The organism is Stenotrophomonas sp. 62841_Sma (assembly GCF_056482945.1).
In genome coordinates this window covers 825,385-844,182 of sequence record NZ_CM151224.1, presented here as the reverse complement: position 1 = coordinate 844,182, position 18,798 = coordinate 825,385, and the positions used below count along the sequence as shown (strand labels likewise).

Annotated in this window: 16 protein-coding genes and 1 tRNA gene; 7 read left to right on the top strand and 10 right to left on the bottom strand. The window is 66.9% G+C overall.

What is annotated here, in order from left to right; all coding sequences use genetic code 11:
* Nucleotides 1-122: 122 nt before the first annotated feature.
* The gene (locus ACZK5G_RS03810; RefSeq protein ID WP_478465395.1) at nt 123-2,879 is read left to right on the top strand and encodes a TonB-dependent receptor plug domain-containing protein; all 2,757 of its coding nucleotides are present in this window, start codon (nt 123-125) and stop codon (nt 2,877-2,879) included.
* A gap of 589 nt (nt 2,880-3,468) precedes the next feature.
* On the opposite strand, the gene ychF is transcribed toward ACZK5G_RS03810, so the two are convergent.
* From ychF to ACZK5G_RS03770, 8 genes are all read right to left on the bottom strand, one after another.
* Complete coding sequence (ychF, locus tag ACZK5G_RS03805; RefSeq protein WP_049462700.1) at nt 3,469-4,560, bottom strand: redox-regulated ATPase YchF; 1,092 nt, start codon at nt 4,558-4,560, stop codon at nt 3,469-3,471.
* Between the two features lie 117 nt (nt 4,561-4,677).
* Entirely contained in the window at nt 4,678-5,256 is a 579-nt protein-coding gene (gene pth / locus ACZK5G_RS03800) for an aminoacyl-tRNA hydrolase (RefSeq protein ID WP_049422892.1), read from the bottom strand.
* Between the two features lie 48 nt (nt 5,257-5,304).
* The gene (locus tag ACZK5G_RS03795) at nt 5,305-5,922 is read right to left on the bottom strand and encodes a 50S ribosomal protein L25/general stress protein Ctc (RefSeq protein ID WP_014036085.1); all 618 of its coding nucleotides are present in this window, start codon (nt 5,920-5,922) and stop codon (nt 5,305-5,307) included.
* A gap of 110 nt (nt 5,923-6,032) precedes the next feature.
* Nucleotides 6,033-6,992, bottom strand: a complete 960-nt coding sequence (locus ACZK5G_RS03790) for a ribose-phosphate diphosphokinase (RefSeq protein WP_005415400.1) — start codon at nt 6,990-6,992, stop codon at nt 6,033-6,035.
* Between the two features lie 139 nt (nt 6,993-7,131).
* Nucleotides 7,132-7,208: transfer RNA gene (locus ACZK5G_RS03785), tRNA-Gln, on the bottom strand.
* Between the two features lie 11 nt (nt 7,209-7,219).
* Nucleotides 7,220-8,089, bottom strand: a complete 870-nt coding sequence (gene ispE / locus ACZK5G_RS03780) for a 4-(cytidine 5'-diphospho)-2-C-methyl-D-erythritol kinase (RefSeq protein ID WP_478465393.1) — start codon at nt 8,087-8,089, stop codon at nt 7,220-7,222.
* Nucleotides 8,086-8,745 (bottom strand): lipoprotein insertase outer membrane protein LolB, encoded by a 660-nt coding sequence (gene lolB / locus ACZK5G_RS03775; RefSeq protein ID WP_478465391.1) that lies wholly within the window; start codon nt 8,743-8,745, stop codon nt 8,086-8,088. Before lolB ends, ispE begins: the two co-directional genes overlap by 4 nt.
* Nucleotides 8,742-10,427 carry a tetratricopeptide repeat protein gene (locus tag ACZK5G_RS03770; RefSeq protein WP_195763241.1) on the bottom strand — a complete coding sequence of 562 codons (1,686 nt, stop codon included), beginning with the start codon at nt 10,425-10,427 and terminating at the stop codon, nt 8,742-8,744. The genes lolB and ACZK5G_RS03770 overlap by 4 nt, the downstream gene beginning before the upstream one ends.
* A 63-nt stretch (nt 10,428-10,490) precedes the next feature.
* Here ACZK5G_RS03770 and hemA point away from each other — a divergent pair, with 63 nt between their 5' ends.
* From hemA to ppk2, 4 genes are read left to right on the top strand one after another with little or no spacing between them, the layout of a single operon-like run.
* Nucleotides 10,491-11,774, top strand: coding sequence for a glutamyl-tRNA reductase (gene hemA, locus ACZK5G_RS03765; protein WP_010481752.1), 1,284 nt, complete (start codon nt 10,491-10,493; stop codon nt 11,772-11,774).
* Nucleotides 11,752-12,834 carry a peptide chain release factor 1 gene (prfA, locus tag ACZK5G_RS03760; protein WP_010481754.1) on the top strand — a complete coding sequence of 361 codons (1,083 nt, stop codon included), beginning with the start codon at nt 11,752-11,754 and terminating at the stop codon, nt 12,832-12,834. The genes hemA and prfA overlap by 23 nt, the downstream gene beginning before the upstream one ends.
* Before the next feature lie 5 nt (nt 12,835-12,839).
* Nucleotides 12,840-14,546, top strand: a complete 1,707-nt coding sequence (locus tag ACZK5G_RS03755; RefSeq protein ID WP_478465390.1) for an O-linked N-acetylglucosamine transferase, SPINDLY family protein — start codon at nt 12,840-12,842, stop codon at nt 14,544-14,546.
* 46 nt (nt 14,547-14,592) lie between these two features.
* Nucleotides 14,593-15,375, top strand: coding sequence for a polyphosphate kinase 2 (gene ppk2 / locus ACZK5G_RS03750; protein ID WP_478465388.1), 783 nt, complete (start codon nt 14,593-14,595; stop codon nt 15,373-15,375).
* A gap of 560 nt (nt 15,376-15,935) precedes the next feature.
* Here ppk2 and ACZK5G_RS03745 read toward each other — a convergent pair.
* Both ACZK5G_RS03745 and ACZK5G_RS03740 read right to left on the bottom strand, forming a co-directional pair.
* On the bottom strand, nt 15,936-16,505 hold the full coding sequence (locus ACZK5G_RS03745) for a TlpA family protein disulfide reductase (RefSeq protein WP_478465387.1): 570 nt from the start codon (nt 16,503-16,505) through the stop codon (nt 15,936-15,938).
* Nucleotides 16,502-17,776, bottom strand: a complete 1,275-nt coding sequence (locus ACZK5G_RS03740) for a YihY family inner membrane protein (RefSeq protein ID WP_032130426.1) — start codon at nt 17,774-17,776, stop codon at nt 16,502-16,504. Before ACZK5G_RS03740 ends, ACZK5G_RS03745 begins: the two co-directional genes overlap by 4 nt.
* Nucleotides 17,777-17,853: 77 nt before the next feature.
* Here ACZK5G_RS03740 and wrbA point away from each other — a divergent pair, with 77 nt between their 5' ends.
* Together wrbA and ACZK5G_RS03730 are read left to right on the top strand one after the other, a co-directional pair.
* Nucleotides 17,854-18,447, top strand: coding sequence for an NAD(P)H:quinone oxidoreductase (gene wrbA / locus ACZK5G_RS03735; protein ID WP_012510135.1), 594 nt, complete (start codon nt 17,854-17,856; stop codon nt 18,445-18,447).
* A complete protein-coding gene (locus tag ACZK5G_RS03730) occupies nt 18,444-18,779 on the top strand; it encodes a DUF2069 domain-containing protein (RefSeq protein WP_049422884.1) in 336 nt (111 codons plus the stop codon). Before wrbA ends, ACZK5G_RS03730 begins: the two co-directional genes overlap by 4 nt.
* Nucleotides 18,780-18,798: the final 19 nt, after the last annotated feature.

Below are 18,798 nucleotides of genomic sequence, written 5' to 3'. Positions count from 1 at the left end.
CAGATAGGGACCCAGTAGTCAAGGGCATAAAAAAGGCGTTAAATGCGCGCGCCCATTCCGGAAATCTGAATGGGGGACAGGGCCCCTCCTCTGCGGGCCGGCTTCATTTCCGAGAATTCCTCATGCGTAGAAAGGCGATGGCGTGGTCGATCCAGCTGGCGTTGATGGGCGTGGCTGCTTCCGCGGCGGCCCAGGCACCGGCCTCCTCTTCGGTTCAACAACTGGATGCGGTGCAGGTCACCGGTTCGCGCATTCCGCGCGCTCAGGTGGAAGGCCCCGCCCCGATCACGGTGATCAGCGCCGAGCAGATCCGCTCCAGCGGCTTCACCAGCGTGCCCGACGTGCTGCGCTCGATGACCCAGAACGGCGGTGAGACGCAGAGCCAGCAGTCGTCCAGCGGCGCCGACTTCTCGCCGGGCGCCCAGCAGGTGGACCTGCGCGGGCTGGGCCCGAACCACACGCTGGTGCTGGTCAATGGCCGCCGCATCGCCGACTTCCCGATGCCGTTCAAGGGCCGCAGCAACTTCACCGATGTCTCCAACATCCCGCTGGGCATGATCGAGCGCATCGAAGTGCTGACCGGCAGTGCCTCGGCCATCTACGGTTCGGACGCGATCGCCGGCGTGGTCAACTTCATCCTGAAGAAGAAGGCCGACGGCACCACCGTCGACATGCGCATGGGCACCACCAGCGAAGGCGGTGGCGAGTCGTTCGACATGAGCCTGGCCAGTGGCTTCAGCCGTGGCAACTTCAACGCCGTGTACAGCGTTGAACTGCAGTCGCAGACCCCGCTGTGGGCGTACGAGCGCGACATCCAGGATTCGACCCAGGACGCACCGACTGAACGTACGCGTGCCGCTCGTCGCGCCTATCTGCGCACGGACTACAACGACGACTATCTGGATCCGGGCGCGACCACCTGCGAAGCGCTGGCCGGGCAGAACCAGGGCAGTACTTACCATGCCTACCGGCCGCGCTCCGGCTGGTATTGTGGCAGCGATACGTCAATCGGCTACGGCACCATCCTCAGCAAGCGCCGCGGCGCCAATGGCTACGCCTCGCTGAGCTACGACTTCGACAACGGCCAGCAGTGGTTCGCCGACGTGCAGCTGGGTTATCACACGATGTCGCTGATGCGCGATGTGACGTCCTGGGGCTACATGAGCTCAGACGGCAATGAAGCGGGCTATTTCAGAAACATTGCCAGCACGGAGGCCGATCAACAGATCGAATCCTGGAACCGCCAGTTTTCGCCGGAGGAAATGGGCGGCCTGCGCAACGGCATGGTGCGCAGCACGCAGAAGACCTTCAGCGTGACCACTGGCTTCAAGGGCAATCTGACCGGCAACTGGGACTACGAAGCGGCCCTGAGCCATTCGCAGTACCAGTCGCGGATCAGCTGGGCGAAGATCATCGCCGCCAAAGCCAATGACCTGTTCCTGGGCCCGCAGTTGGGCGATTACACCGATGACGAAGGCAACGTATTCCCGATTTTCAATGCCGACCCGTCACGCCTGTACCGGCCGCTGACCCGCGCCGAGTACGATTCGATCGCAGCGCGCACCACCTACACCCCGAAGTCGCGCACCGAAACGGCTGCGTTAACGCTGACCAATTCCGCGCTGTTCGGCCTGCCGGGGGGTGATGCCGGCTTCGCCGCGACCGTGGAAGTGGGCCAGCAGGCGTACTCGCTCAATCCCGATCCGCTGGCGACCCAGTACTACTACTACAGCTGGAAGGATTCGGACGGCAACGGTTCGCGCAACCGCTGGGCCACAGCGGCCGAACTGCGCATGCCCCTGCACGAGACGGTCAACCTGAGCGTGGCAGGCCGCTACGACCAGTACCGCTATTCCGGCCACACCATCGGCAAGGCAACCTGGAGCGGCGGCCTGGAATGGCGCCCGATCGACACGCTTCTGGTACGCGGTTCGTATGGCACCGCGTTCCGCGCACCGGACCTGCACTACGTGTTCGCCGGCCCGGGCAACGACGAGACTGACGTAGTGGATCTGTACGACTGTCGCGCCAATGGCACCGAATGCGACGAAGACGTCAGCATCATCCGCAGCCGCACCGGGAATCGCCAGCTCGACCCGGAAACCAGCACCTCGTGGAGTGCCGGCTTCGTCTGGTCGCCGGCAATCGGCCTGGATCTGTCGGTGGACTGGTTCGACATCGACATGCGCAAGCAGGTGCAGGACATGGACGTGCGCACGATCCTGGCCAGTGAAGCGAACTGCCGCCTCGGCAGTGCCGACATCAATTCACCGACCTGCGTGGACGCGCTCGACCGCGTTACCCGCACCAGTGATGGCCGCCTGTACGGCGTGCGTGTCGCCCCGATCAACGTCGCCCGCGAATCCACCTCCGGCATCGACATCGGCTTGCGTTACCGCCTGCAGACCGGTATCGGCGACTTCATCCTCAACGGCACCCACACCTGGGTGAAGAAGCACGACTTCCAGCGCTACCCCGGCGACCCCGTCGAAGATCAGTTCGCGGTCAACAGCGGTTTCGATATTCCACGCACCAAAACCAGCCTGAGCGTGACCTGGGAGAAGGCTGCATGGTCGGCCACAGTCTACGGTTCACGACTTGGCAAGCTGCCAACCTATGACAGCTACGGCCAGACCTTCGACTGGGACAGCGGCGACAGCCCGTACATCAAGGCGACCTACCGCTACAACGCGTCGCTGCAGTACCGCTTCGACGACCACTCGCGCCTGTCCCTGTCGGTGGTCAACGTGTTCAACAAGATGCCGCCGAAGGACGCCACCTACACCGCGTATCCGTACTACGACGTGTCCTGGTTCGACAGCGTCGGCCGCACCATCAACCTGCAGTACACCCACAAGTTCGGTGGCAGCGCGCTGTAAGGCACGCCGCATTGCAGAACGTGGACGACAGGGCCCGCCATTGGCGGGACTTGTTGTTTGGGAACCTGGCTCTGGTAGATGCCCACCTTGGTGGGCACTGATCTGCCACGCGCCCACCAAGGTGGGCGACTACCAGAGCGGGCCACACGGGTTTTCCACACCGCGCGTGGAAAGCGATGGGAACTTGGTGTGGACAAGTGGCCGCGAGGCTTGCAGTGCGGGCGTTTCCGGACGTGGTGATTTTTTGTCCATGCCCTTCGATTGTTTTCCACACCGGACGTGGAGAGCGATGGGAACTTGGTGTGGACAAGTGGGCGCGAGCATTGCAGCGCAGGCGTTTCGAAGCGTGGTGAAATTCTGTCCACGGTCCGACTGCACTGATCGGGGTCGGAGCCCTTTCCCGTGGAAAGGGATCCGCCCCCACGGTTTTCCACATGGGGCGTGGAAAGCGATGGGAGTTTGCTGTGGACAAGTGCCGGCAAACGTCGCACCGCAAGCGTTTCGCAGCCTGGTGCTTTTTTGTCCATCACCAGAAACGCGAACGCCCCGCACAAGGCGGGGCGTCCGGGGTCGATCCGTTGCTGCTGGATCAGACGTTGAAGCGGAAGTGCAGGATGTCGCCTTCCTGCACGCGGTATTCCTTGCCTTCCAGGCGCAGGCGACCGGCTTCCTTGGCGCCGGCTTCGCCCTTGTACTTGATGAAGTCGTCATACGCGATGGTTTCAGCGCGGATGAAGCCCTTCTCGAAGTCGGTGTGGATGACCGCGGCGGCCTGCGGGGCGGTGGCGCCCTTGCGCACGGTCCACGCACGGACTTCCTTCACGCCGGCGGTGAAGTAGGTCTGCAGGCCGAGCAGGCTGTAGGCCGCGTTGATCACGCGGTTCAGGCCCGGCTCGCTCAGGCCCAGGTCGGCCAGGAAGGTATCGCGGTCTTCGTCATCGAGCTGGGACAGCTCTTCTTCGATCGCGGCCGACACCGGCACCACCTGCGCGCCTTCGGCGGCAGCATGCGCACGCACGGCTTCCAGGTGCGGGTTGTTGTCGAAACCGTCTTCCAGCACGTTGGCGATGTACATCACCGGCTTCAGGGTCAGCAGGAACAGATCGCGCACCAGCGCCTTCTCTTCCTCGTCCAGGCCCACCGAACGGCCGGACTTGCCGTCGGACAGCGCCGCCTGCAGCTTGGCCAGCACCGGCTTGCGCGCCGCGGCGTCCTTGTCACCCCCCTTGGCCGCACGCTCGGCGCGGTTCAGCGCCTTCTCGACGCTGTCCAGGTCGGCCAGCGCCAGCTCGGTATCGATGGTTTCGATGTCCGAGATCGGGTCGACCTTGTTGTTGACGTGGATGACGTCGGCGTTCTCGAAGCAGCGCACCACGTGGGTGATCGCATCGACTTCGCGGATGTGCGCCAGGAACTTGTTGCCCAGGCCTTCACCGCTGGCGGCACCGGCCACCAGGCCGGCGATGTCGACGAATTCGACTGCGGTCGGGATGACCTTCTGCGGGTTGATGATCGCTGCCAGCTCGTTCAGGCGCGGATCCGGCACCGGCACGATGCCGACGTTCGGTTCGATGGTGCAGAACGGGAAGTTCGCCGCGGCGATACCCGCCTTGGTCAGCGCATTGAACAGGGTCGACTTGCCGACGTTGGGCAGGCCGACGATGCCGCATTTGATACCCATGGGTGACAGCTCTCTGGGGTGAAAGTGATTGGTGAAACAGCGCGCGCGCTGCTTGGCCAATCCATCTCGGTGTCGATCATTGTGTGCCAACCAAGGTTGGCACCTACCGAAAGCGGGCTATTTCGGGGTGTGCAGCCGCTTCATCGCTTCGCTGAAATCGCCCTGCACCGCCAGCGGCAGCACGTCGATCGCATCATCGATGGCGCGCGCGATCAGCACGTCGTCGTCCTTCGACGGGCGACCAAGCACCCAACCCACCACGCGGTCCTTGTGGCCGGGGTGGCCGATGCCCACGCGCAGGCGATGGAACTTTCCGTGGCCGAGCAGGCGGATGGTGTCGCGCAGGCCGTTCTGGCCACCGTGGCCACCGTCGAACTTCAGCCGCGCCACGCCGGGCGCCAGGTCCAGTTCGTCGTGGGCCAGCAGGGTTTCTTCCGGCTCGATCTTCCAGAACCGCTGTGCGGCGGTGACCGACTTGCCGCTGAGGTTCATGAAGGTGGCGGGCTTGAGCAGCCACACCGTCTGCCCGGCGATCTCGACCTTGGCGGTCTCACCGAACAGCTTGCTGTCCACATTCCATCGTGCACCGGCTTTTTCCGCCAGGGCCTCAACGAAATGAAACCCGGCATTGTGCCGGGTCCGGGCGTGTTCCGATCCGGGGTTGCCCAGACCGACAATCAGTCGCAGTCCTGCCATGGTTCCTTCCAATACGGTGCCTGCCCGGAGGCAGGCACCGTAGCGGTATTACTCGGCGGCAGCCGCTTCTTCGTCAGCCGCGTCGGCCTTGCCGGCCTTGGCGGTGACGATGGCGTCGTCGTGGTCCTTGCCCAGCGCCAGGGCCGGGATTTCCACGCCCTTCGGCAGCTTGATGTTGGACAGGTACACCACGTCACCGGCCTTCAGCTCGCCCAGGTCGACTTCGATCGACTCCGGCAGGTCCTTCGGCAGGCAGGTGATGGTCACTTCCTTCAGTTCGTGGGTGACCACGACGTCGGCAGCCTTGCCGGCCGGCGAGGTGTCTTCGTTGATGAAGTGCAGCGGGACCGAAGCGGTCAGGGCTTCGTTCTCGTTCACGCGCTGGAAGTCCAGGTGCATGATCAGCTGCTTGTACGGATGGCGCTGCATGTCACGCAGCAGGACCTTCTGCACCTGGCCGTCCAGGTTCAGGTCCAGGATCGAGGCATAGAACCACTCGTTCTGCTGGGCCAGCCAGATTTCGTTGTGGTCCAGGCTGATGGCGACCGGCTCGGCGTTGCCGCCGTACACGATGGCCGGGATCACACCAGCGTGACGCAGGCGGCGGCTCGCACCCTTACGCTGCAGTTCACGCTTGGTGACCTTGATTTCATGGGTCTTCGACATTTTCGACTACTCAGGTTGTTGCCGCGCCCTGCGGCGTGGCGGTTGAAGATGCTTCCGCGACCAGAAGCACCCGGGGTATGTCCCCGCCGTTGCCGGCAGGGACGAAAAACTCAGTCGACGTACAGCGAGCTGACCGACTCGCCGAAGGCGATGCGGCGCATCGTTTCGGCCAGCATTTCCGCCACGCTCAGCTGGCGGATCTTGCTGCACACCCGCGCTGCGTCCTTCAGCGGGATGGTGTCGGTCACCACCAGCTCGTCGAGCTGGGAATTGGTGATGTTGTCCACCGCCGGGCCCGACAGCACCGCATGGGTGCAGTAGGCGGCGACCTTGAGCGCACCGCGCGCCTTCAGGGCAGCGGCAGCGGCGCACAGGGTGCCGGCGGTATCGACGATGTCATCGACCATCACGCAGGTCTTGCCTTCGACGTCACCGATGATGTTCATCACGGTGGAGACGTTGGCGCGCGGGCGGCGCTTGTCGATGATCGCCAGATCGGCATCATCCAGGCGCTTGGCGACCGCACGGGCGCGGACCACGCCGCCCACGTCCGGCGACACAACGATCAGGTTCTCGGTGCCGTAGGCGCGCCAGATGTCGGCCAGCAGCAACGGGGACGCATACACGTTGTCCACCGGAATATCGAAGAAGCCCTGGATCTGGTCGGCGTGCAGGTCGACGGTCAGCACGCGATCAGCGCCAGCGGTGCTGAACATCTTGGCCGCCAGCTTGGCGGTGATCGGCACGCGCGAGGAGCGCATGCGGCGATCCTGGCGCGAGTAGCCGAAGTACGGCACCACGGCGGTCACGCTGGCCACCGATGCGCGCTTGAGCGCGTCGATCAGCACCAGCAGTTCCATCAGGTTTTCCGCGCTCGGCGCACAGGTCGGCTGGATCACGAACACGTCCTGCTTGCGGACGTTCTCTTCGATTTCCACCTGCACTTCGCCGTCGGAGAAGTGCGAGACCAGCGCCTTGCCCGGGCGAACCCCAAGTTCCTTGCAGATGTTCTGCGCCAGACGTTTGTTGGCGTTGCCGGAAAAGACCAGCAGGTTCGGGGACTCTTGCATCATGATTGTCTCGGGCGGGGACGAGTGGCGGGGATCCGGAGTCGGCAAGGACCCGATGGACCCTTGCTGCTGACAACACCGCGGTTGTTTCCACGTCCCGCGCAGGCGATGCGCTGGAAGGCGCGGACACAGCCGCTATTGGCAGGGGCGGTAGGATTCGAACCTACGAATGCCAGGATCAAAACCTGGTGCCTTGGGCCTCTTGGCGACGCCCCTGCATTGATAAATCAGTGTTGCTCGAGTGCATCCAGCAGTGGCGAACGCGCAACGCCCGCTGCCACCCTTGCCCGCAACTCCTTCGGCAACTTCGACCGTCCCTGCTCTGCGGCAGACTGCGATGCGAACTCGACGAAACAACCACTTCCCGAACCGGTCAGCCGCGCCGTGCCGATGTCGCTCAACGCTGCGAACGCTGCCTCGACGGCAGGCTCACGGCGGCGCAGCACCGGTTCGAACGCGTTCCCGACCAGGGTTCCGGAAGCGAAGTCCTCTATTTTCGCCACTGGGCTGTCGCGCGTCAAATCCGGGTCTGCAAACAGGGCCGGGGTGGGAACATGAACGCCCGGTTCAACCACCACATACCAGGCCGGTTCCAGCACGATCGGCTGCAGGCGCTCGCCCACCCCTTCGGCCCAGGCATTGCGCCCGCGCACGAACACCGGCACGTCCGCCCCCAGGCGGAGGCCCAGCGCGGCAAGCGCGTCCTCGTCCAGACCGGCCCGCCACAGGCGGTTCAGCACCACCAGCACGGTGGCGGCATCGGACGAACCGCCGCCGAAGCCGCCACCGGCAGATACATGCTTTTCAACGATGATGTCCGCACCTTGCGCGACATTTGCCACTTCTTTGAGCAATCGCGCAGCGCGGACCGCAAGGTCATCCGCCTCGGCCACGCCAGCCAGCCCCTCGCCCTGCCGGCGCACCTGGCCGTCTTCACGCAGGCGCAGGCCGATGCGGTCGCCCCAGTCCAGCAGCCGGAACACGGTCTGCAGCTCGTGGTAACCGTCGGCGCGGCGGCCGGTGATATGCAGGAACAGGTTCAGCTTGGCCGGGGCCGGCCACCAGGACCAGCCCGCGTCGTCGCGCCCGGCACTCATGGCGTACCCTGCCCCCACTGGTCCACCAGCAGGCGCACCTTGGCGTCGCCATTGCTGGCTTCGATCCGGCGCGGCAACGCCGGGCGCCCGGCCTCGGCCGGGTACCAGTCCAGGTACTGCACCTGCCAGCCCATCTGCTGCATGCGACGCGGCCGGCCTTCACCGTCGCGCTCGACCTTCTCCGGGCCAGCGGCGTCGCCGGCCACCAGGCCGCGGATCCACTCCGGCAGCTGGTTGACCGGAATGTCCCAGCCAGTCGCCTCCAGCAGCAGCTGCTGGGCATCCTCGCCGTCACGCGGACCGCCGGCCAGCCCTTCCAGACGGCCAGCTTCGGAATGGGTATCGCCGGTCAGCTTCCAGCTCTGCCGGGTCACCGGCGCGCTCAATTCGACCACGTAGCGGCGGCCGTCCTGCTTCCAGTCGATGCGGCCACTGCCGCCATCCTTGCCCTTGCTGACCGCGACCCGGCCCTGGAAGGCCCAGTCCGGCTGTGCCTGCAGCGCGGCCACGCGCGCGGCCTCGGCCTGCGCGGCTTCGGCGGACACGATCTCGACCACCGCCGGCGCCGGGGTCTTCTGCGTGCCCACGCTGGTGCAGGCGCTGACCGCCAGGGTCGCGGCCGCCAACAGCAGCGGCCGGATCAGGAAAACACTCATGGATTGAATTTCTCGCGGGCGCGCAGCAGCGCGCGGTTTTCAGGGTCGAGCTTGGCCGCTTCCTCGAAGAAATGACGGGCCTCATCGTGCTTGCCCAGCACCCACAGCACTTCGCCAACGTGCGAAGCGATCTCCGGGTCCTTGGCCAGGGTCCAGGCCCGGCGCAGCTGCACCAGTGCCTCTTCCTTGCGGCCCAGGCGATACAGCACCCAGCCGTAGCTGTCGACGATGGCGGCGTTGTCCGGTTCGGCCACGCGGGCGCGGTCGATCAGCTCCAGTGCTTCCTGCAGGCGGCCGGTGCGATCGGCCAGGGTGTAACCCAGCGCGTTCAAAGCCGGCACGTTCTCCGGCTCGGTCACCAGGATCTTGCGCAGATCTGCCTCGGCGCGCGGGATGTCGTCGCGGCGTTCCCAGGTGAGCGCTCGGGCGTACAGCAGGCCGTTGTCATCCGGGTAAGCGGCCAGGCCGCGGGCCAGCGCATCCAGTTCACCGGCGCTGTCGTCGGCGCGCTGGCGCAGTTCGGCTTCCAGCAGGTAGGCGTCGCGACGCACGTCGTCGTCGACCACCGCATCGGACTGGATCGCATGCACTTCTTCCAGCGCCAGCGGCAGGCGCCCGGCCAGGGCCTGGGCATTGGCTGCGCGCAGGCGCGCTTCGCTCAGCTCATCGCCACCGGGCACGCTGTGGTACCACTGCACCGCCTCGGGATAACGCTTCAGGTACTCGGCGATCTTGCCCAGCAGCAGGCGCTGCGCCGGGTCCGGCTTGGCCGCCTGCCGCGACAGTTCGTTGTAGAGATTGGACAGCGCGGCCTTGTCGCCCTGCTTGGCCAGCAGCGAGGCGCGCATGCCCCAGGTCTGCACGTCCTGCGGGCCGAACGCCAGCACGCGCTCGGCGGCGGACGGCTGGCCGAGACTGTCATAGGCAATGGCCACCGCATTGCGCAGTTCCGGGTCCTGGCGGGTCTTCGGCTCCACATCGTGCAGCAGCGACAACGCCTTGCCGGTCTCGCCCGCCTGCTGCAGCTGGCTGGCACGCAGCAGCGCCACACGTGGCTCTTCCGGGAAGCGCTTGACCACTTCATCGATCATGCGCCGGGCCAGCTCGGGCTTTTCCATGCGCAGGGCAAGGCGGCCAAACTCCTGCCAGGCTTCGATCTTCGGCGGAATGGCATTGGCGTCGACCAGCTCACCCAGCACCTGCGCGGGCACCGCCGGATCACGGCCGCCACCGATCAGTGCGGCCAGGGCGAACTTCCAGCCGCGCTCGTCGGGGTCGGCCAGCAGGCCCTGCAGTTCGGTGCGGGCCGCCTTCACATCGCCCTGGCGCATGGCCAGCGCACCGGCCGCACTGCGCATGGTCAACGAACGCGGGGCGCGCTGCTGCCACAGGGCCAGGCCCTTGGCGGCGCTGGCATCATCGTTGGCGAGCATGGAAATGCGGGTCGCGCGCTCGGCCAGGCCGGCGTCGCCGTCGGTCTGCTGGGCCGCCTGCAGGTACCAGCGCGCGGCCTCGGCCAGCTTGCCGGCCTGCAGGGCGAACTCACCGGCCATCACCGGTTCCAGCGCCAGTTCCTCAGTGGCCGGGGCCCGTACGGGGGCCTTGGCCGGCACCGCCGCCAGGGCCTGGCTGCAGGCCAGGGACAGCAGCAGAACACTGGGGATGCGAATCAATGCGGGCATCGTCGGCATCGGGGCCTTAAAATGTCGTCCAATGGCCAGCAGCTTATCGCAAGCAACTGAACAATGACCCTGTGGGTGCTCGGACTGAATCACCAGACCGCACCGGTGGAGCTGCGCGAGCGCGCGGCCTTCGCCGGTGAGGCGTTGCCGCGCGCGCTCGGTTCGCTGCGCGATACTCCGCAGATCGCCGAGGCGGTGCTGCTGTCCACCTGCAACCGCACCGAGCTGTACGCCGTGGCCGATTCGGCACAGGCGCTGGACCAGTGGCTGCACACCCAGGCCGGCGACCTGCAGGGCTACCTGTACCAGCACGCCGACGCCGAGGCCGTGCGTCACCTGTTCCGGGTCGCCACCGGGCTGGACTCGATGGTGCTGGGTGAACCGCAGATCCTCGGCCAGGTGAAGGATGCCTGGTCGACCGCGCGCGACCATGGCCTGCTCGGCCAACGCCTGGACCGCCTGTTCCAGCAGACCTTCTCGGTGGCCAAGCGTGCGCGCACCGATACCCAGGTCGGCGCCAACCCGGTATCGGTGGCGTCGGCTGCGGTGCGCCTGGCGCAGAACGCGTTCGCGCGGCTGGACGATTCCACCGTACTGCTGGTCGGTGCCGGCGAGACCATCGAACTGGCTGCACGGCACCTGAGCGAAGGCAAGGTACGCCGGCTGCTGATCGCCAACCGCACCCTCGCCCACGCGCAGGAACTGGCCAGCCGACATGGTGGCGTGGCGCTGCCGCTGACCGAACTGGACCGCCACCTGGGTGAGGCCGACGTGGTGTTCTCGGCCACCGCTGCGCGCGAACCGGTGATCCATCGCGAAATGGTGGCCAAGGCCCTGCGCGCGCGCCGGCACAAGCCGATGCTGCTGTTCGACCTGGCCGTACCGCGCGACATCGAGGCCGAGGTCGGCACGCTCAACGACGCCTTCCTCTACACCGTTGATGACCTGGAACGCGCGGTGGAAGACAACCGCCGTGGCCGCCGCGAGGCCGCCGCCGAAGCCGAGGCGATCATCGACCTGCAGGTGTCGCGCTTCGTCGAGACCCAGCAGGCCAGCGCCCACCAGGCGCCGCTGCGGCAGCTGCGCGCGTTCGGCGAAGCCACCCGTGCCGAGCTGCTGGAGCGCGCACGCCAGCAACTGGCCAACGGCAAGCCGGCCGACGAAGTGCTGGAGCTGCTTGCCCACGGCCTGACCAACCGCCTGCTGCATCCGCCGACCGCCGCCCTGCGTGCGGCCGCGCTGAGTGGCGATGCCGACCTGACCCGCGCCGCCGAGCGCCTGTTCCCGGCCACGCCGGGTTACCGCCACCCACCCGTGAGACCCGATGACGCCGACCCTGCGCCGTAAGCTGGAAGCGCTGGCCGAGCGCCGCGAAGAACTGGAACGCCTGCTCGCCGAACCCGATGTGGTCGCCGACAACACTCGTTTCCGCGACCTTTCGCGCGAATTCGCCCAACTTGAACCGATCGCCATCGCCCTGGCCGATGAAGCCCGTGCCAAGGCCGATCTGGCCGCCGCCGAAGGCATGCGCGCCGACCCGGACCTGCGCGAGCTGGCCGATGAGGAAATCGCTGCTGCACAGGCGCGCCTGCAGGAACTGGAGCAGGAGCTGGCGCTGCTGCTGGTGCCGCGCGACCCGCGTGACGAAGGCAACCTGTTCCTGGAAGTGCGCGCCGGCACCGGCGGCGACGAGGCCGCGATTTTCGCCGGCGACCTGTTCCGCATGTACGCCCGCTACGCCGAGCGCCAGGGCTGGAAGGTCGAGATCGAATCGGACAGCCCGGGCGAGCATGGCGGCTACAAGGAAGTGGTGGCGCGCGTGGTCGGGCGTGGCGCGTTCTCGCGCCTGAAGTTCGAATCGGGCACGCACCGCGTGCAGCGCGTGCCGGCCACCGAATCGCAGGGCCGCATCCATACCTCGGCGGCCACCGTGGCGATCATTCCCGAGGCCGATGAGGTCGATGACATCGTCATCAACCCGGCCGACCTGAAGGTGGATACGTTCCGTTCGTCCGGTGCCGGCGGCCAGCACGTCAACAAGACCGAATCGGCCATCCGCATCACCCACGTGCCGACCGGCGTGGTGGTGGAATGCCAGACCGAGCGCAGCCAGCACGCCAACCGCGACAAGGCGATGAAGCGCCTGAAGGCACAGCTGCTCGATGCCGAGCGCCAGCGCCAGGACGCGGCGCAGGCCGAGTCGCGGCGCCTGCAGGTGGGCAGCGGTGACCGCAGCCAGCGCATCCGCACCTACAACTTCCCGCAGGGCCGGATCACCGACCATCGCGTGGAAGGCCTGACCCTGTACGACCTGCCCAACGTGCTGGCCGGCGACCTCGACCCGCTGCTGCAGCGGCTCAGCCACGAGCACCAGGTCGACGCCCTGGCCCAGTTGTCGGCGGGCTGAGTCGCATGTCGGCCTGGCAGCAGCGGCAGCACCTGCAACAGGCGATTGCACGCCAGCCGGGCGACTTCGTCGCCTGGGTGATGCTGGCGGACCTGGAACTGGAAGCCGGCGACATCGCCGCCGGCGAGCAGGCCGCGCGCCGTGCACTGCAGCTGCGCCCGAACCACCCTGAAGCACTGGCACGGCTGGGTCGCGTGGCCTGGATGGCCGGCGCGCATGCCGATGCGGCGAAGCTGCTCGGCCAGGCCTCGGCCTTGGCCCCGCAGCACCCGGGCATTGCGCTGTGGCTGGGCCATGCGCTGGAAGATGCCGATGATGCCGAAGGCGCGGCGGCAGCCTATCGCCGTGCGCATGCACTGATGCCGGGCGAACCCTATATCGCCGCCCAGCGCCTGGCCTGGCAGCGTCGCCTGTGCGACTGGCAGGACGTGGACGCGCTGGCGGCACAGGTACGTGGTGCACTTGCCTCTGGGCAGGGCGTGGTCGAACCGTTCGCGTTCCTCAGCGAAGATGCCAGCGCAGCCGAGCAGTTGGCCTGCGCGCGTGCCCGGGCATCCGCCGTTGCCGCTTCAGTGCGGCCGTTGCCGCCAGTGAAGGTGCGTTCCCAGGGCCCGCTGCGGGTCGGCTTCCTTTCCAATGGTTTCGGCGCGCATCCCACCGGATTGTTGACCGTGGCCCTGTTCGAGCAGTTGCGTCATGACCCGGCGTTGCAGCTGCACCTGTTCGCGTTGAACCACGATGACGGCAGCCGCATCCGCCAGCGCCTGCAGGTGGCCACGCAGCTGCATGATGTGGCCGCACTGCGCCATGCAGACACTGCTGCACGCATCCGCGCACAGGGCATCGACCTGCTGTTCGACCTGCGCGGCTGGGGCGGCGGCGGCACGCCGGAAGTGCTGGCCATGCGCCCTGCCCCGCTGCAATTGAACTGGCTGGCCTACCCCGGCACGTCCGGCGCGCCGTGGCTGGATGCGGTGGTCGGCGATGCGTTCGCCCTGCCGCCGGCGCTGGAACCGCACTACAGCGAGCGCGTGCTGCGCCTGCCGCGCGCGTTCCAGCCGTCGGACAACACGCGCGTGCTGCAGCCGGCGCCGACCCGGGCCGAGTGCGGCCTGCCCGAGCAGGGCGTGGTGTTCTGCTGCTTCAACAACAGCTACAAGCTCAATCCACGCAGCATGGGCCGTGCCTTCGCGGTGCTGCAGGCGGTGCCCGGCAGCGTGCTGTGGCTGCTGTCCGGCCCGGGCCAGGCCGATGCGCGCCTGCGTGCGGCCGCGCAGGCCGCCGGCGTGGACCCGGCACGGCTGGTGTTCATGGCGAAGCTGCCCCACCCGCAGTACCTGGCCCGCTACGCGCTGGCCGACCTGTTCCTGGACACGCATCCGTACAACGCGCACACCACCGCGTCCGACGCACTATGGGCCGGCTGCCCGGTGCTGACCTGCCCCGGCGACACCTTCGCCGCGCGCGTGGCCGGCAGCCTCAATCACCATCTGGGGCTGGCACGGATGAATGTCGCCGACGATGCGGCATTCATCGCCACCGCCAGTACGCTGGGCAACGACCCGTCGGCGCTGGCCACGCTGCGCGCCGAAGTGGCCCAGGCACGCGACCACAGTGGACTGTTCGACATGGCCGGCTTCGCCCGCAACCTGTCGGCGCTGCTGCAGCAGCTGGCTGGCGAGCATGGCTGGCAGGGCCTCGACATCGCCTGAGCGATCCCTGCGCTACGCTCGGGCTCCCTCCCCGCGTGGTGTGATGATGGCCAAGCTCAAGCGCAAGGACTACGACGAATTGCTGCTGCCGCTGCAGCTGGAACTGACCGCGATGGCGCGCTGGGTGCAGCACAGCGGGCAACGCCTGCTGGTGCTGTTCGAAGGCCGTGATACCGCAGGCAAAGGCGGCGCGATCCAGGCCATCAGCCAGCACCTCAACCCGCGTCAATGCCGGGTGGTGGCACTGCCCAAGCCCACCGACCGCGAAGCCACCCAGTGGTACTTCCAGCGCTACGCCTCGCACCTGCCCGCCGCCGGCGAGATCGTGCTGATGGACCGCAGCTGGTACAACCGTGCAGGCGTCGAGCGGGTGATGGGTTACTGCAGCGAAACCGAGTACCAGCAGTTCCTGCATCAGGCGCCGGTACTCGAGCAACTGCTGGTGGACGACGGCATCCTGCTGTTCAAGTACTGGCTGTGCGTGGATCAGGAACAGCAGGAAAAACGCTTCGCCGAGCGCCACCTCGATCCGCTGAAGGGCTGGAAGCTCTCCCCGGTGGACCTGAAATCCCGCAGCAAGTACAGCGCCTACACCGAGGCCCGCGAGGCGATGCTGCGCGCGACGCATCGCGAGGCGGCACCGTGGACGCTGGTGGATTTCAACGACCAGCGGTTGGGTCGGCTGACGCTGGTGCGCAACCTGCTGGACCGGTTGCCGGACACGCGGGTGGATGCGCCGTTGCCGGAGCTGCCGAAGCTGAAGGGCAAGCTGCATCGCGAGCACTACGATGTACTGAAGCCGATCGAGGAGTTCCCGGTCGAAGATTAGGGTGGGTCGGCAGGGCCTGCGGCCCTGCACCTGCTCAACGCAACGGCAACAGCAACAGCGGCTATCCGCGGGATGGCGGGGCGGTGTGGGTGGGCAGGACACGCCGTAGACCCGTCCATGGGGGCTCGATGGCGCCATCCATGGCGCCAACGGTCCTGCCCACCCACACCGCCCCACCTCTGACAGATCCCTGCGGCTGTTGGTAGGTGTCGACCTTGGTCGACACATCTGTCAGATATCGAATGAAATTCAGGGGTCAGATCCGTTTTCCTGCGGAAAACGGATCTGACCCCATCGACATGAAGTATTCGAACTCGATGGAGATTCATCCACGCATGGCGTGGATCTACCAGATCGCAGAAATCTGTCAGAGGCGGGGCGGTGTCGGAGTGCGGGGTGTCAGCCGCATGGATGCGGCTGCCAAGCCTACATGGACGTACTTGCGGCGTCCCCGCACTCCGACACCGCCCCGCCACCACACGGAAATCGCGCTTTGGCTGTTGCTGTTGCCGTTGCTTGAATGTTTCGGCGGGTGCAGGGCGCAGCCCTGCCGATAACCCCTACTTTGCGCTGGCGATCTGCTTTTCGATGTCGGCGGCCGTCACCGGGCCAAGGAAGGTGTGCGCCAGCTTGCCCTGCGGATTCAGCAGATGCGTCAACGGCAGGCCACGCGGCGTGGCGAAGTCCGCCGGCGGATCGAACGGGTCCACGATCACGATCGGATAGGTCACCGGATGCTTGGTCAGGAACGACTGCATCTCCGGCACCTCGATATCCTCATAGGCCAGGCCAACCACCTCGATGTTGCTGCGCATCGCATGCAGCGCCGACAGCTCCGGCATCTCCTTGCGGCACGGGGCACACCAGGTCGCCCAGAAATTCACGATCACCCACTTGCCGCGGTGCGCGGCCAGGTCGTAGTCGCTGCCATCCACCGCCTTCATCCTCAGCGTCGGGAACTCGGCAGTGGTGCGCTCGGCCGGGGTCTCTTCGACCGGTGCCGGTGTGGTCGGCGTCGGTGCCTGTGCTGGCGGCTGGCTGCTGGCGGGGGTCGGCTCCTGGGACGGTTTGCAGGCCGACAGCGCCAGCAACAGGGCCAGCGGGAGCAGCAACGAGGTCTTGCGGGTCATGGCATGTCTCCGGAATCGGTGTAGATATCGCTGACCTTGCGCTTGAGGCGTTCGCGCAGGGGCAGCCGCAGATCGTCCAGTGCCGCCAGCGCAGCACGGCCCAGAGTGTCGTCGCGGTATGGCAGATGCTGCTCGGCTACCGGAATGCGCAACTGGGTACATTCGTACAGATCGGCCAGGCTGACCTGGTCCAGGTCGCGCGAGAGCAGCCATTCGCCGCGTTCATCGCGGCGCAGCAGGCCGATCTCCTGCAGATTGCAGGCCAGGTCCTGCAGCAGCGAATCGGTCAGCATCGGCTCCAGCCGCAGGATTTCATCATCGGCCAGGCCCTTGCCCTTGGCTCGGGCATGGTGGAAGCGGCCGAGCAGGCGCAGCAGGCCATAGAACTCGTAGCCCTGCGGCAGGCGCAGTTCCACCGGCTGGTAGCGGAAGGCGGCCATCGACGAGGACAGCGACGCGCCCAGCAGCACCGCCACCCAGCACAGGTAGATCCACAGCAGCAGGATCGGCACGAAGGCGACCGTGCCGTAGAGCTTCTGGTAGGACTGGAAGCTGCCCAGGTAGGCGCCGATGCCCCACTTCACCAGTTCCAGGATGACCGCCGCGAGAATCGCGCCGGGCACCGCGTGCCGCCATTTCACGGTGTGGTGCGGCACCACCCGGAACATCAGCGTTATACAGACGAACTCGATCAGGATCGGCGCCAGCCGCAGCGCGAACTCGGCCAGCCAGCGGCCCTCCTGGGTACCGAACAGTGGCATCGCGAACACCCGCGCCGACACCGCCAGCGAAGCGGCAGCGAGCATTGCGCCCAGGGTCAGCACGGTCCAGTAGACCAGGAAGCGGGTCAGCTTGGGCCGGGTCGAGCCGACCCGCCAGATCTGGTTGAAGGTCTCTTCAACGCTGTTGAGGGTGATCAGCAACGAGACCACCAGTGCGATGAAGCCGGCAGCCGTGAGCTGCCCGGCACTGGCCGAGAACTGCCGCAGGTAGCCCTCCGCCGCACGCGCGGCGTTGGGCACGAAGTTGGAGAAGACGTAATCGCTGAGCTGGTCACTCCAGCGGTCGAAGACAGGGAAGGCCGAGAGCACGCCGAACACCACGATGGCCAGCGGCACCAGCGCGAACACCGTGGTGTACGCCAGTGCCGCCGCTGCCTGGAACAGGCGGTCGTCGAGGAAGCGATGCCACAGGAAGCGGCCGAAACTGATGGCCCGTGCGCGATCCCGCGCGCGCTCCATCCACAGGTTGAGCGTATCCAAAGGTTCCATCGGCGAAAGGGTACCCGATGCGGAATGCTCGCAGGATAGCCATACTGGTGGCCACACGACGAGGAGAAGCGGGCACGATGGGCGAGATTCTGGTGCTGTACTACAGCCGGGGCGGTTCAGTGGCACGGCTGGCGCGCCAGATCGCGCGGGGCATCGGCGAAGTGCCGGGCATGACCGCGCGCCTGCGCACAGTGCCGCCGGTGGCCGCCGTGACCCAGACCGCACAACCTCCGGTCCCCGACGATGGTGCCCCCTACGTGAGCGTGCAGGACCTGGTCGAATGCCAAGGCCTGCTGCTTGGCAGCCCCACCCGCTTCGGCAACATGGCGGCGCCGGTCAAGCATTTCCTGGACGGGCTCGGCGCCGAATGGGTCAACGGCACTCTCTCCGGCAAGCCGGCCGGCGTATTCACCTCCACCGCCTCGATGCATGGCGGCCAGGAATCGACCCTGCTGTCGATGCAGGTGCCGTTGCTGCACCATGGCTGCGTGATCGTCGGCATCCCGTTCACCGAACCGGCGCTGAGCCACACCACCAGTGGCGGCACGCCGTATGGCGCCAGCCACGTCGCCGGCGCCGCCGACGACCCGCAGCCGACCGACGATGAAGCCGTGCTGGCGCGCGCGCTGGGCCGCCGGGTGGCCGACATCGCGCAGCGGTTGGCCCGATGAGCGCCGCGCCGCGCACGGCCCTGCTGCTGGCCCTGATGGGGCTGGCCGCGCTGTTCGCCGGCTGGTTCATCAATGACAAGCACTGGCTGGCCACCCAGCTGGTGTTCACCGCGCCGCCGCTGGCGTTGGCCGTTGCCCTGCGACTGGGCTGGCGCAAGGCCGGTTTCTGGGCCTCGGTGCTGGCCCTGGGCTGGTTCAGCCACGGGGTGATGAGTGCCTGGAGCCACCCGGAAACACGCTGGCTGGCGCTGATCGAGATCGCGCTGGCCCTGCTGGTGATCTTCAGCGCCAGCCTGCCGGGGCTGCGCGCCCGCTTCGGCAAGCGACGCTGACGCTGCGGCCGCCGGGCCG